Annotated in this window: 14 protein-coding genes; 8 read left to right on the top strand and 6 right to left on the bottom strand. The window is 74.0% G+C overall.

All coding sequences use genetic code 11. The features are described from left to right. Nucleotides 1-912: sigma-70 family RNA polymerase sigma factor (locus AOK09_RS32715; protein WP_055590847.1), on the bottom strand; the 912-nt coding region annotated here is incomplete at its 3' end. Nucleotides 913-1,009: 97 nt separating this feature from the next. On the opposite strand from AOK09_RS32715, the gene AOK09_RS32710 reads away from it, so the two are divergent. Both AOK09_RS32710 and AOK09_RS32705 read left to right on the top strand, forming a co-directional pair. Beyond that, nucleotides 1,010-2,410: a DHA2 family efflux MFS transporter permease subunit gene (locus AOK09_RS32710; RefSeq protein ID WP_055590846.1), complete on the top strand. Its 1,401-nt coding sequence runs from the start codon at nucleotides 1,010-1,012 to the stop codon at nucleotides 2,408-2,410. Nucleotides 2,411-2,642: 232 nt separating this feature from the next. Beyond that, on the top strand, nucleotides 2,643-3,422 hold the full coding sequence (locus AOK09_RS32705; RefSeq protein ID WP_055590845.1) for a GNAT family N-acetyltransferase: 780 nt from the start codon (nucleotides 2,643-2,645) through the stop codon (nucleotides 3,420-3,422). Nucleotides 3,423-3,507: 85 nt separating this feature from the next. Here the strand turns inward: AOK09_RS32705 and AOK09_RS32700 are convergent, their stop codons facing one another. Further along, nucleotides 3,508-4,719, bottom strand: coding sequence for a YbfB/YjiJ family MFS transporter (locus tag AOK09_RS32700; protein ID WP_055590855.1), 1,212 nt, complete (start codon nucleotides 4,717-4,719; stop codon nucleotides 3,508-3,510). Between the two features lie 505 nt (nucleotides 4,720-5,224). After that, nucleotides 5,225-5,791, bottom strand: coding sequence for a CGNR zinc finger domain-containing protein (locus tag AOK09_RS32695; RefSeq protein ID WP_079063614.1), 567 nt, complete (start codon nucleotides 5,789-5,791; stop codon nucleotides 5,225-5,227). A 273-nt stretch (nucleotides 5,792-6,064) separates the two neighbouring features. Between AOK09_RS32695 and AOK09_RS40965 the strand changes: the two genes are divergently transcribed. Then, a complete protein-coding gene (locus tag AOK09_RS40965) occupies nucleotides 6,065-6,241 on the top strand; it encodes a hypothetical protein (RefSeq protein WP_169797093.1) in 177 nt (58 codons plus the stop codon). Continuing rightward, complete coding sequence (locus AOK09_RS40555) at nucleotides 6,238-6,378, top strand: hypothetical protein (protein WP_157876127.1); 141 nt, start codon at nucleotides 6,238-6,240, stop codon at nucleotides 6,376-6,378. The genes AOK09_RS40965 and AOK09_RS40555 overlap by 4 nt, the downstream gene beginning before the upstream one ends. Nucleotides 6,379-6,521: 143 nt before the next feature. Here AOK09_RS40555 and AOK09_RS32690 read toward each other — a convergent pair whose 3' ends face one another. Continuing rightward, nucleotides 6,522-6,995: a MarR family winged helix-turn-helix transcriptional regulator gene (locus AOK09_RS32690; RefSeq protein WP_055590843.1), complete on the bottom strand. Its 474-nt coding sequence runs from the start codon at nucleotides 6,993-6,995 to the stop codon at nucleotides 6,522-6,524. Between the two features lie 206 nt (nucleotides 6,996-7,201). On the opposite strand from AOK09_RS32690, the gene AOK09_RS32685 reads away from it, so the two are divergent. From AOK09_RS32685 to AOK09_RS32670, 4 genes are all read left to right on the top strand, one after another. Next, nucleotides 7,202-7,894 carry a type 1 glutamine amidotransferase domain-containing protein gene (locus AOK09_RS32685; RefSeq protein ID WP_055590842.1) on the top strand — a complete coding sequence of 231 codons (693 nt, stop codon included), beginning with the start codon at nucleotides 7,202-7,204 and terminating at the stop codon, nucleotides 7,892-7,894. Between the two features lie 141 nt (nucleotides 7,895-8,035). Then, complete coding sequence (locus AOK09_RS32680; protein WP_055590841.1) at nucleotides 8,036-8,962, top strand: LysR family transcriptional regulator; 927 nt, start codon at nucleotides 8,036-8,038, stop codon at nucleotides 8,960-8,962. A gap of 152 nt (nucleotides 8,963-9,114) precedes the next feature. Beyond that, entirely contained in the window at nucleotides 9,115-9,408 is a 294-nt protein-coding gene (locus AOK09_RS32675) for a muconolactone Delta-isomerase family protein (RefSeq protein WP_055590840.1), read from the top strand. Nucleotides 9,409-9,523: 115 nt separating this feature from the next. Beyond that, a complete protein-coding gene (locus AOK09_RS32670; RefSeq protein WP_055590839.1) occupies nucleotides 9,524-9,895 on the top strand; it encodes a YybH family protein in 372 nt (123 codons plus the stop codon). A gap of 76 nt (nucleotides 9,896-9,971) precedes the next feature. Here the strand turns inward: AOK09_RS32670 and AOK09_RS32665 are convergent, their stop codons facing one another. Both AOK09_RS32665 and AOK09_RS32660 read right to left on the bottom strand, forming a co-directional pair. Beyond that, nucleotides 9,972-10,781 carry a family 1 encapsulin nanocompartment shell protein gene (locus AOK09_RS32665; RefSeq protein ID WP_055590838.1) on the bottom strand — a complete coding sequence of 270 codons (810 nt, stop codon included), beginning with the start codon at nucleotides 10,779-10,781 and terminating at the stop codon, nucleotides 9,972-9,974. A gap of 34 nt (nucleotides 10,782-10,815) precedes the next feature. After that, nucleotides 10,816-11,787, bottom strand: coding sequence for a Dyp-type peroxidase (locus AOK09_RS32660; protein WP_055590854.1), 972 nt, complete (start codon nucleotides 11,785-11,787; stop codon nucleotides 10,816-10,818). Nucleotides 11,788-11,843: the final 56 nt, after the last annotated feature.

The raw sequence follows: 11,843 nt of genomic DNA, 5'->3' as shown, positions 1-11,843 counted from the left end.
CCGCACCAGAGCGGCGTCATGGAAGGTGGTGACGGCCGCGACGGCCGGGCCGCGCAGTGAGACGACCTGGATGGCGAAGGCCTCGCCGTCCAGGTACATCGCAAAGCCCGGCTGCCCGTTGGCCCGGACCGGGACCAGCCGGCTGCGCTTGCCGTTCAGCCTGGCCTCCAGCAACCGGACGACGTTCGCACGGCCGGCGTACCACGCGGGGTTGGGCGGCATCTGCCACACCGCGTCCTCCGTGAGCAGCCGGGTGAGCGTGGCGATGTCGGCCCGCTCGAAGGCGTCGGCGTACCGGTCGAGCAGCTCCCGCTGCTCCTGCTCGGTGGGCTCGGCGATGTCGTCGATGGCCGGTTCCAGCCGGTCCAGCCGGGCCCGTGCCCGCTGCAGCGTGCTGTGCACTGCGGCCGGGGTGATGCCGAGTACACCGGCGGCCTCCTCGGCCGGCCAGGCCAGCACGTCCCGCAGGATGAGCACCGTCCGCTGCTGCACGGGCAGATGCTGCAGCGCCGCGATGAGCGCCAGCCGCAGCCCGGTCCGCCCGGCGACGATGGCCGCCGGATCGGCCCGGGCGTCGGGTATCGGCTCCAGCCACGGGATCTCCGGATCGCGCGGGCCCGCCGCGCCCGGGTCGGTGGCCGGGCCGCCCAGCCCGGCGGGCAGCACCCGCCGGCTGCCGTGCCGCAGGGCGTTCAGGCAGGCGTTGGTGGCGATCCGGTAGAGCCAGGTACGCAGCGAGGAACGGCCCTCGAAGTCCTGGTACGCCCGCCAGGCCCGCAGATAGGTCTCCTGCACGACGTCCTCGGCGTCCTGCACCGACCCCAGCATCCGGTAGCAGTGGGTCAGCAGTTCGCGCCGGAACGGCTCGGTCAGCCGCCCGAACTCGTCCTGCGGCTGCTCAACGATGGTCACCTGATGTACCTCCCTCTCTTGTGCAGACACCGCCGGGCCGCCGGATTCATCGGGTCCGGCCCGGCGAATTCCGCCGGGCCGGCCGGTCGGTACTCGCATGGACAGAAAATGGGTTCTGGGGCTCGCATCCGCGGCCTCGGTGATGGTGGCGCTGGACGCCACCGTGGTGACGACGGCACTCAGCCGGATCCGGACGGATCTCGGCACCTCCACGGAAGAGCTCGAATGGACGGTGAACGCCTACAGTCTGAGCTTCGCCGTGCTGCTGATGACCGGCGCCGTGCTGGGCGACCGGTTGGGACGGCGGCGGGTCTTCACGGCCGGGCTGGCGCTCTTCACCGCCGCCTCCGCGGCCTGCGCGCTCGCACCCGGCGTGGGCTGGCTGGTCGCGGCGCGGGCGGTGCAGGGCGCCGGTGCGGCCCTGGTGATGCCGCTGGCGATGGCGTTGCTCAGCGCTGCCTATCCACCGGCGGACCGGCCGAAGGCGCTGGGGCTCTTCGCGGGGCTGACCGGGCTGGCGGTGGTCGCGGGCCCGGTGGTGGGCGGGGCGGTCACCCAGGGGCTCGCCTGGCAGTGGATCTTCTGGCTCAACCTGCCGATCGGCCTGGTGGTCATCCCGCTGGTACTGGGCCGGGTCCCGGAGAGCCGCGGTGGTGAGGCCGCCGTGGACCTCGGCGGACTGGTGCTGTTCACCGGCGCCGCCCTCGGCCTGGTGTGGGGGCTGGTCCGCTCGCACGCGGCGGGGTGGGGCAGCGGCGAGGTGGCCGGGACGCTCGCCGGGGGCGCGGTCAGTGGCGTCCTCTTCGTACTCCGGCAGCGGGCCGCCGCCCGGCCGATGGTGCCCCTGCGGCTGTTCCGCCTCCGCGGCTTCGCTGCGGGCAACGCCGCCGGGGTGTTCCTCTACGCCTCGCTCTACGGGTCCTTGTTCTTCTCGTCGCAGTACTTCCAGACGGGGCGCGGGGACAAGCCGCTGGCTGCCGGGCTGCACCTGCTCGCCTGGACCGCCTCGGTGACACTGGTGGCGCCGGCGGCGGGACGGCTGGTGAACCGGGTCGGGGCCCGGCTGCCGGCCGCGCTCGGGCTCGCCCTGCAGGCCGCCGGGATGGGGTGGCTGGCGCTTGTCGCCACCCCGTCGGTGCCCTACTGGCAACTGGTCGCGCCCATGCTCGTGGCGGGGGCCGGTGTGAGCATGGCGATGCCCGCGGCCCAGACCGCGGTGCTCAACGCGGTCGCACCGGACCAGATCGGCAAGGCGTCGGGGGTGTTCAACACCGGGCGGCAGCTGGGCGGGGTGTTCGGCGTCGCGGTGCTCGCCCTGGTGTTCGGCAGGGCCGGGAGCTACGCGGGTCCGGCCGCCTTCAGCGACGGCTTCGCCGCTGCGGTCGCGGTCAGCGGCGCACTGTCGCTCGCCGGGGCGGTCGCGGCGCTGGCCGTCCCGGGCCGCAGTGCCGCGACGGTCCCGGCAGCCGCCGAACCGGTGCTCACCGCCACCCGCTGACCAGCCCGGCGCCCACTCGGCCGGCGCGGCGGAACGGCCGCATGGTACGGACGGGACACCGCCGTGCCATGCGGCCGCGGGGCCGCCGACGGCGCCCCCTGCCCGGGCGAGCGCGCCCACGGCGGGACGGCCGGGACGGACGTCTCGCCCCTGGTGCCCGCCGTCCGAGAGGGCCGGAAGCGCAAGCGGAATGCAGTTGCCCTGTTCCGGTCGCCGATGGTGGAGTGTCCCGGTGGATCAGCAGAAGGTACTCGCCCTCTTCGACGAGCGGATGCGGCGCAATGCGCAGCCGGACGACCCGGCGGTGCGGATCGAGCGCACCGGTGACGTGGTGCGCCAGGTCGGCGCGAGTGCCGACGACTGGAACGGCGTGCTCTGGTCCGGCCTGGACGAAGCGACCGCGGATGCGGCGATCGCCGCGCAGGTCGCCCACTTCACCTCGCTGGGGCGCGAGTTCGAGTGGAAGCTCTACACGCACGACCTGCCCGCCGACCTCTCCGGCCGGCTGCTCGCCGCGGGTTTCTCCACCGAGCCGGCGGAGACCCTGATGGTCGCCGAGATCGAGGCGATCACAGCCGACGCCGAACTCCCGGACGGCGTACGCCTGCAGCCCGTCGTCGACGCCTCCGGGGTGGAACTCGCCGTCGCCGTCCACGAGCAGGCGTTCGAGACCGGCGCCGACCACCTGCGTCACCGCCTCCTCTCCCAACTGGGCGGCAGACCGGAGACCTTCAGCATGGCCGTCGCGATGGCCGGGGACGTGCCGGTGTGCGCCGCCCGCATGGAACTCCACCCGGGCACCGGTTTCGCCAGCCTGTGGGGTGGCGGGACCGTCCCCGCCTGGCGGGGCCGCGGCATCTACCGGGCGCTGGTCGCCCACCGCGCCCGGATCGCGGCCGAGTCGGGCTGCCGCTATCTGCAGGTCGACGCTTCCAGCCAGAGCCGCCCGATCCTGCAACGCCTGGGGTTCACCGCCCTGAGCACCACCGTTCCCCATGTCTTCCGGCCGTGAAGCCGCCGGGGGCGACGGCCCGTGCCCGACGGCCGGTATCGGGTCAGGGCCGTCGGGCACGCTCCCGGCACACGCCCCGCCGCGGTCAGTCCGCGCCGGTCCCGCCGCAACCGGCGGACGCCAACCGGCGCCCGGCACCGGGCCCCGGCTCCGCCCCGGGTTCCGTGCCCCGGACCGGGCCGCCCGGCGCAGGAATGCGGTGCGGGTACCCGACACGGAGGACGGCGGCTGCCGCGGCCGCGGCCAGGACGATGCACGCGGCCGGCAGGAGGGCCTGGCGGTAGCCGTGGTGGAGCAGGGGCGCGGCCACCAGCGGGCCGAGGATCTGGCCGACGGAGTAACCCGCCGTCAGCAACGCCACGGAGCGCGGGAACCGCAGATGCGCGCCCGCGGCGAGGGCGAGGGTGCTGACACCGATGAAGGTCGCACCGAAGAGGACCGCCGAGACCAGTGCCGGCGCCACGCCGCCGACCAGGGCGGGCAGCGCGATACCGGCGGCCTGCACGGTCAGCGCGGCCAGCAGCAGGCCCGGACGGGACCAGCGCCTGCCCAGCCCCGCCCACAGCGCGGCGGAGGGGACGGCCGCCAGGCCCACCAGCACCCACGCGGCGCTGCCGATCCAGCCCGGCGCGCTCTGTCCGATGGCGGCGACCAGGAACGTGCCGGCGATGATGTAGCCGATCCCCTCCAGGGTGTAGGACGTGAGGAGCACGGCGAACCAGCGGTGCGTACGCGGACCCCTGGCCGCGGGCTCCGTACCGCGCCCGGCCGGCTCCGGCCGGTCGGACCCCGGCTGGGCCGGCTCCGGCCGCAGGCTCCACGACGGAACGGTGAGGAGCGCGGACAGGGCCGCCGAGGCCCACCAGGCGACCTGCCAGTCCGCGACGGTGCGCAGGGCCAGGACGAGCAGGCCGGAGAGGGCGATCCCGGCGCCGACCCCGCCGAAGCCCCAGCCGGGCAGATGGGCCGGCTGGTCACGCAGACGGCTGAGGAGGGAGCTGACCGCGATCACGAAGACCAGGGCGCTGGCGACCCCCGCGACCAGCCGCAGCAGCAGCCAGACGGGGACGGCGTGCGTCAGCGGCATCGCGGCGAGGCTGAGGGTCAGAACCACCAGGCAACCGCGCAGTACGGCCGGGGAGCGCACCAGCCCGGGCAGAGCGATCCCGGCCAGGGCGCCCACGAGGTATCCCGCGTAGTTGGCGACGGCCAGATTGGCGCCCGCTCCGGCCGACAGGCCGGCCTGGGCGTGCATCAGCGGAAGGATCGGGGTGTAGACGAAGCGGCCGACGCCCATACCCGCCGCCAGTGCGGCGGCGGCCCGGGCGACGTGCATCCACGGTGAGCGGGGGGCGGCGGCGCCGTACCGGACGGATGCCGTGGTCATGAGCTGGTCCTCGTCGGGGCGGTGCGAGCGGCGCGGCACCACGCCGTACGGGGCCGCGGCCGCGGAGCGCACGGGCGGCGCCGGTGGCGGGCCGGGCCGCTCCGAACACGGGGGCCGGTCGTCGGCGGCCGGCCGCCGGCGCCGTAGCGGGCGGCCGGTCCGTCGGCCGCTTTCCCCGCGCCGGTGGCCTTCGCCTTCCAGGTGATGCACTGCCGGATTCCCATGACTCGAGCCTGCGCCGGGAGCCGGGGCGGGCGCCAGGACCGACTTCCTCACTCCTGGAAGGCGGAACCTCCCAGAAAGGCGCCGGCGCCAGGGAGCGCCGGACCGTCGGCCGCTCGCCCGCCGCTGCCGCGGCTCCGTCCAGGGCCTCCCGGACGGGCGGCTCCGGCCCTGCCGTGCGGACCCACTCGCCCTATCGGGCCGAGGCGGGGGAGGCGGATGCGCCCGCCTTCTTGCGGGCGCGGTAGGCGGCGGCCTTGACCCGGTTTCCGCACGGGTCCATGGCGCACCACTCCCGCCTGCCTCCGCGTGAGCGGTCGAGGTAGATCTGTGTGCACTCGGGCCGGCTGCACTCCTTCAGCAGCGCCCCCTCCGGCCCGCTGAGGACGTCGATGGCCTGCCGGGCGAGCGAGGAGAGCGCCTGCCCGGGGTCCGCCTGGACGCGGCGCCCCTCCGCGCCGAGCTGCGGTACCGCGGACGGCTCGCGCGCCGCACGGTTGACCACGGCGAGGGCCCCGGAGTCGTAGTCCGCACCGGTCAGCCTGGCGACCAGAAGCGCATGGACCGCCTCGCGGAGAGCCACAGCCTCGGTGACGTCCGAGGGCCGGCAGGCCTCTCCGCCGTCGATGACTCCGGACTCGCGGAACCAGGCGTCAAGGCTCTCCGGCGAGGTGAGCATTTCCAGGGGTCTGGGGTTGCGCCGGGCGCGCAGGGTCCCCACGAAGTCCAGGATCGGGGTGCCGCAGGGAAAGGCATGCATCATCTCACCATTTTGGCGGGTGACGACTGACACGGCAAGCATGTCCGCCCGCGCGCCTCCGCGGCCATCCGGGTGACCGCCCGCCTCCCCCGCACCGGTACGTCTCCGCACCCGTGTCCGTACCCCGCCATGCCCCGGCGGGGCCAGGGGCTCACACCCCGCACAGCGCCGGTCACCGTAAATCACCTCCTTGACAGGTGATGCGCCGTGGCGCAGTCTCAACGGACGGGCAGGCGCACGCATCGCCGCCCACCCCACCGAGGAGTCGATGCCATGCGGTCCGCACCCAACCCGCCCGAAACCGCCGAAGCGGTGCGCCGCGCCCGATTCGGCGCTCTGCCGGAACGCATCCGTCCCGAGGAGATGGTCGAGGAACGGGCGGCGACGCTGCCGGACCCGGCCCGGGACGCCTACAGCTCCGACGAGTGGCTCGTCCGCTACTGCCTGTGAGCCACCCTCACTCCCAGCCCCCTCCCCCGACCTGCACCCGGAGAGTTCCCATGCGCATTCCCAAGCCCGTCCTGGCCGTGTCACTGGCGGTGCTCTCGCTGGCCGTCTCACTGGGCTGCTTCGCCCAGGTCTTCTGACCGGCCCGGCACCACCGCGGCGGCCCGCTCCGGGATGCCTGTGCACCCCTCGCAGCGGGCCGCACCCACGGCGGACCGCCGGGCACTCCCCCGCTGAAGGGCGCGCCGTCCCGCGTCGTCGCTGCCGGGGCGAGGCGCGGGGGTCAGCTGCGGACGGGGTGGTCGGCGGTGACCCGCCGGAGCGCGGCCGTGAGTTCGGTGAGGTCCTCGCCGGCCAAGCGGTCCATGAGATGCCGCCGGACGCTGGCCAGGTGCGCCGGCCAGGCCCGCTCCAGACGGGCGAGTCCGGCGTCGGTCAGTACGGCGTTCCAGCCGCGCCCGTCCTCGACGCACTTGACCCGCCTGACCCAGCCCTGCTTCTCAAGCCGCATGACGACCCGGGTCATCCCGCTGAGCGAGAGGTCGCAGGCTGCGGCGAGTTCGCTCATCCGCAGCGCCTTCTCCGAGGTCTCGGACAGGTGCCGCAGTGCGGTGTACTCGGAGAGCGGCAGACCCGCTTCGCGCACCATGTCGGCGTCGACAAGCCGGGGCAGCACCAGGATCACCCGGCCCAGCGCACGCAGAAACGCCTCCTCCTCGGGGTCGAGTGGGCGCAGCGGCTGCTCTTCGGACGACATCGCACCACTGTAGCCGCTTGACTGGTCAAGGAACGGGGCGTACGCCGCCCGGTTTCGCGAGCGGCGGCCGCCCGTCCGGGCACACCCCGGACCGCGGCCGTGCGGTGAGTGCCACCGGCGGCGGCATCATGCCCGGCACACCGATGCCTGATTAGACTCTTATGTCAGCAATTCTCCGCATAAGCAATGAGGGAGGCGGTTCTCCCATGGCCAGGATTCTCTTCGTGGTCACCGGAGCGAGCTTCTGGACGCTCAAGGACGGCACCCGGCACCCGACCGGCTACTGGGCCGAGGAGTTCGCAGCCCCGTACAGCGCGCTCACCGAGGCCGGCCACACCGTCGTGGTGGCCACCCCCGGCGGCGTGGTGCCGCACGTGGACGTGATGAGCCTGCGTCCCTCGATGGCCGGCAGCGAGCAGATCGCCCTGGAACTGGAGGGTGTGCTGCGTTCCGCCGAGGAGCTGCGGCATCCGCTCCAGCTGGCGGACGCCCGCCTGGAGGACTACGACGCGGTCTACTACCCCGGCGGCCACGGCCCGATGGAGGATCTCTGCGTCGACGCCGACTCCGGCCGGCTGCTGACCGCGGCCCTCGCCTCGGGCAAGCCCCTGGCGATCGTCTGCCATGCGCCGGTCGCGCTGCTCGCCACCCGGGTCAAGGGGGTGTCCCCCTTCGTCGGGTACCGCGTCACGGGCTACACCAATGACGAGGAGGAGGCCGTCGGCCTCGCCTCCAGGGCCCGCTGGCTGCTGGAGGACGAACTGCGCGAGCTGGGCGTCCAGTTCTCCCGCGGCGAGATCTGGAAGCCGTACACGGTGGTGGACCGCAACCTGTACACGGGCCAGAACCCCGCCTCCGCGGCACCTCTCGCGCAGGAACTGCTCAAGGTCCTCGCGTAGCCGGCAGCCCGAGCGGAAGGCTGGGGCCCCCAGGGCGGGGGTGCGGCCCTGCGGATCGCAGGTCCGGCGGCGCGCACAGCGGGCCGCCACCGCGACCGGATGCCCTCCCGCCGGTAGGGCGTGCCTCCCCGCGCACGTAGCATGGCGAGCGTGGAACTGCGCCAGCTGCGGTACTTCGTCGCGGTCGCCGAGGAGCTGAACTTCGGCCGCGCCGCCGAACGGCTGCTGATCGCCGGGCCCTCGCTGTCCCAGCAGATCAAGGCCCTGGAGCGCGACCTCGGCGTCAGGCTCTTCGACCGCGACCGGCGCTCGGTGGCCCTGACCCCGGCCGGGGCGGCGCTGCTGCCGCAGGCCCGTACGCTGCTGGGGCAGGCCGAGGACCTGCGACGGCGCGCGGCCCAGATCTCCGGCTCCGAACCCGTGCGGTTCGGCTACGTCAACTGGCTGCCCCCGGACCTGACCGCCCGCACCTCCGCCGTCGCCCAGCTGCACATCGACCCCTGGGTCGCCCCCTCCCATGCGCAGGCCGCCCGGGTCGCCGACAGGAGCCTGGACCTCGCGGCGTGCTGGGTGGGCGCCCACGACCTGGACCGGCTCGGCCTCGACGCCCGGCTGATCGGCGCGGACCGGCTCCATGCGGTCACCACGGGGGACGGCGGCGGCGAGGTGCGCGCGGGGGACACCGCCGTACTCGTGGACGACGGCAGCACCTACTGGGCGTCCTGGAACCGCTATGCCGAGCAGCTGGCCCGCGACACCGGAGCCCGCACCGAGCACATCTCCGACGGCGGGATCACCGGACCGGCGTTCTTCGACCACGTCCGCCGCAGCCGGCGGCCGGTCATCAACTCCCCCAAGGGGCAGGCCACTCCGCTTCCGCCGGATCTGGCGGTGTGCCCGGTGGTCGCCCCCGAGGTCTACTGGCCGTGGTCCGTGGTCTGGCGCCGGAACGAGGTCCGGCCGGCGGTGCTGGCCACCGTCGAGGCGCTCAGCGACGGCGTCGGCGATCTCCCCGTCGGCCGTGGTCCGCACGTCTGGGCTCCGGGCGCGGGGCCGGTCGGGCGGTAGGGCCCGCGCCCACCCCTCGGACGGACGGCCTTGCTTTACTTTTCTAGACCGGTCGTCTACTTTTTAGACAGGCGGTCGTCTACTGACCCCGGCATCCCGCGGGCGGTTCGGCCGTCCCCGCATCGCCCGCACGCAGACGAGAGGAAGAGACCATGAAGGAGTTCCTGGTCGAGCTCACCACCACCGTGCCCGAGGGCACCGACCCCGCCGAGGTCGACCGGCGTCGCGCCGCCGAGGCCGTCCGCGCCCGGGAGCTCGCCGCCTCCGGCAACCTGGTACGGCTCTGGCGCCCCGTCGGAGAGCTGCGCAGTCTCGGCCTGTGGCGGGCCGGCGACGAGGCGGAGCTGCGCACCGAGGTCCTCGGGACCCTGCCCCTGTGGCCCTGGATGACCGCCGTGGTCACCGCCCTGCAGTCGCACCCCAACGACCCGGGCAGCACCGCCTGACCCGGCCCGCCACCACGCCCCGCCACCGGGCTCCCCGGCCGGTCCGCCCGTCCGGCGGCACAGCCTTCACCCCCGGGTACCGCCAGGTGCGGACCCGCCCCGAGAAGAGGAACCGATGAACACCGCAGCAGCCCGCGAGGCGATCCTGCGCGACGTCATGGACCGCTGGAAGTCCGCGGTCGATGCGCACGAGCCGCAGCAGGTCGCCTCCTGCTTCACCGAGGACGCGATCTTCCAGGGGGTCCGTCCGTACAGCGTCGGCCGCCAGGGCGTCACGGAGTACTACGCCTCCCAGCCGCTCGGGCTGGCCGCGGACTACCGGGTGCTGGAGACCCGGCAGCTCGGCGACGACGCCATGCTGGGGTACCTCAGCGTCGACTTCTCGTTCACCGACCGGCCGACGCTCAGGGTCACTCTCGGGGTGACGCTGCGCCGTGTCGCCGGGCAGTGGTACATCGGCCACTACCAGGTGTCCAGGCTCGACTGACGGTACGGGCCGCCCTCCCGGCGTGCCGGAACCCGGTGCCATCAGTCGAGGACCGGGCCGGGGCGTGGCAGCGGGCTCACGCCTGCGGGGCGGCCCCGATGGGCACGACCGCCTCGTCGGTGTGGACGAGGAAGGTGAGGGACTCCTGGAAGTACAGCTGGACGTTCTCCGCGTCATGGGACAGATAGCCGATGGACAGGTCCTGTCCCAGTTGGAGGGTGAAGTCCCCGCCCCGGGTGGACACCAGGAAGGCGCCGTCCACCGCGGGCGCCCAGATGATCTCGCCGTCGAGCAGACGGCGCAGGTGCTCGTGGATGGGGTAGCCGTGGTCCGAGGTCTCGCTGACCGCGGTGTAGGCGTCCGCGCTGAGCGCGAGCGTGTAGGCGCCGCCGACACCGGCCAGGCGCAGCTCCGAGACGGCCTGGCTGATGACGTTGGGGTACAGCCGCGGGTCCGCGGGCAGGGTCAGCGCCGGATTGCTGGAGGCGGTGCGCAGCCCGGTGATGCCGGCCGCCGGGTACCCCTCGAAGACCGCGCGGTCCTCGGCGAAGGCGATGCGCCGGGCGGCCTCCTTCACCGGGCCCCAGTCCGCGTCCTGCGCGCCCCGGGCCACGTCGTCCACCTCCTGGCGGCTCACGGTGAAGGGCACCCGCAGCTCCACCAGCTGCCGGGCACGGCGCAGCCGGGCCCGCACGCCCGGGGCCGGGGCTTCGATGTCGTCGAGGTGGCCGGTGTTGACCGCCGCGAGCTCCGGGCCCGCCGCCTCGGGCGTGTCGACGATGCGGCGGGCCGCCACGTGCCGGGTGAACGTGCGCCTCGCCTCCTGTTCCAGGTCGGCCCACGCGGCCGCGGAGATCGGGGCGAGTTCCCGGTGCAGGTTGTCCATGGGGTGGTTCTCCTGTCGCTCTGCTCCGCTGCTGTCAACGGCCCCTCAGCCCGCCGATCCCCAGGGAGGAGCCCTGCTCCGCCGTGGCGGGCGCGTCGTCGCCGAGGTCCTCGAGGAGGTCGGCGGCGGGCACGAAGAACAGGGTCCCGGTGACCGCCGTGGAGAAGTCGAGGATGCGGTCGTGGCTGAACGGCCCGTCGCCGAGGAACATGTGTCGCAGCATCTCCTCGGTCACCGCGGGGGTGCGCGAATAGCCGATGAAGTAGGTGCCGAACTCCCCGCTGCCGGGGCTGCCGAAGGGCATGTTGTCGCGCAGGATCTGCCGCTCGGTTCCGTCCGGGTCGGTGACGGTGTTGAGCTCGACGTGGGAGCCGGGTGCGTCGATCTCGACGTTGGTGAGCTTGCGGCGGCCGATGATCTGCTCCTGCTGCTCGACCGGGAGGCGGTTCCAGGCGTCCAGGTCGTGCAGGTACTTCTGCACGATCACATAGGAGCCCCCCGTGAAGTCCGGGTCCTCGGCGCCGACCAGGACCGCGTCGGCGGCCTCCTGTCCCTCGGGGTTCTCGGTGCCGTCGACGAAGCCGAGCAGGTCGCGCTGGTCCAGATAGGTGAAGCCGGTGACCTCGTCGGCGACGGCGACCACGCCGCGCAGCCGGTTCATGATCTCTGAGCCCAGGGAGAAGCAGAGGTCCTGCCGGGCGGCCCGGATGTGGAAGAGGAGGTCGCCCGGGGTGGCCGGGGCGTGGTGGCGGCCGCCTCGCAGCTCCCGGAAGGGGCGCAGTTCCGCCGGACGGGGCCCGTCCACCAGCCGGTCCCAGGCCTCGGAGCCGATCCCGGCGACGACTCCCAGCCTGCCCTCGGGGTGGCCGAAGCCGACCGCCCGCTGGAGGCCCGCGAGGTCCGCGAGCAGTTCCCGTACGACGGGCTCGCCGCCCGGCTCGACGGTGAGGACGAGGAACAGGGACGCACTGGTCAGCGGGCTGAGCACGGGCTGCGGCGCGGACATGTCCACCATCGTTGCACGGCTCCCCGGGGCGTGGGCGGGGACGCGCGCGCCCCCGG

This window comes from Peterkaempfera griseoplana, assembly GCF_001418575.1.
GTDB classification, from domain to species: domain Bacteria; phylum Actinomycetota; class Actinomycetes; order Streptomycetales; family Streptomycetaceae; genus Peterkaempfera; species Peterkaempfera griseoplana.
Note: the sequence above shows the minus strand (reverse complement) of the source record. Positions and strands in the feature narration are given on the sequence as shown.

Excerpts from the sequence above, each read along its gene's own strand:
- AOK09_RS32700 (WP_055590855.1), bottom strand. The coding sequence starts at position 4,719 with ATGGGCGTCGGCCGCTTCGTCTACACCCCGATCCTTCCGCTGATGCAC.
- AOK09_RS32680 (WP_055590841.1), top strand. The coding sequence starts at position 8,036 with ATGGCGAGCGTGGAACTGCGCCAGCTGCGGTACTTCGTCGCGGTCGCC.
- AOK09_RS32660 (WP_055590854.1), bottom strand. The coding sequence starts at position 11,787 with ATGTCCGCGCCGCAGCCCGTGCTCAGCCCGCTGACCAGTGCGTCCCTG.
- AOK09_RS32685 (WP_055590842.1), top strand. The coding sequence starts at position 7,202 with ATGGCCAGGATTCTCTTCGTGGTCACCGGAGCGAGCTTCTGGACGCTC.
- AOK09_RS40965 (WP_169797093.1), top strand. The coding sequence starts at position 6,065 with ATGCGGTCCGCACCCAACCCGCCCGAAACCGCCGAAGCGGTGCGCCGC.
- AOK09_RS32690 (WP_055590843.1), bottom strand. The coding sequence starts at position 6,995 with ATGTCGTCCGAAGAGCAGCCGCTGCGCCCACTCGACCCCGAGGAGGAG.
- AOK09_RS32695 (WP_079063614.1), bottom strand. The coding sequence starts at position 5,791 with ATGCATGCCTTTCCCTGCGGCACCCCGATCCTGGACTTCGTGGGGACC.
- AOK09_RS32710 (WP_055590846.1), top strand. The coding sequence starts at position 1,010 with ATGGACAGAAAATGGGTTCTGGGGCTCGCATCCGCGGCCTCGGTGATG.
- AOK09_RS32670 (WP_055590839.1), top strand. The coding sequence starts at position 9,524 with ATGAACACCGCAGCAGCCCGCGAGGCGATCCTGCGCGACGTCATGGAC.
- AOK09_RS32665 (WP_055590838.1), bottom strand. The coding sequence starts at position 10,781 with ATGGACAACCTGCACCGGGAACTCGCCCCGATCTCCGCGGCCGCGTGG.
- AOK09_RS32675 (WP_055590840.1), top strand. The coding sequence starts at position 9,115 with ATGAAGGAGTTCCTGGTCGAGCTCACCACCACCGTGCCCGAGGGCACC.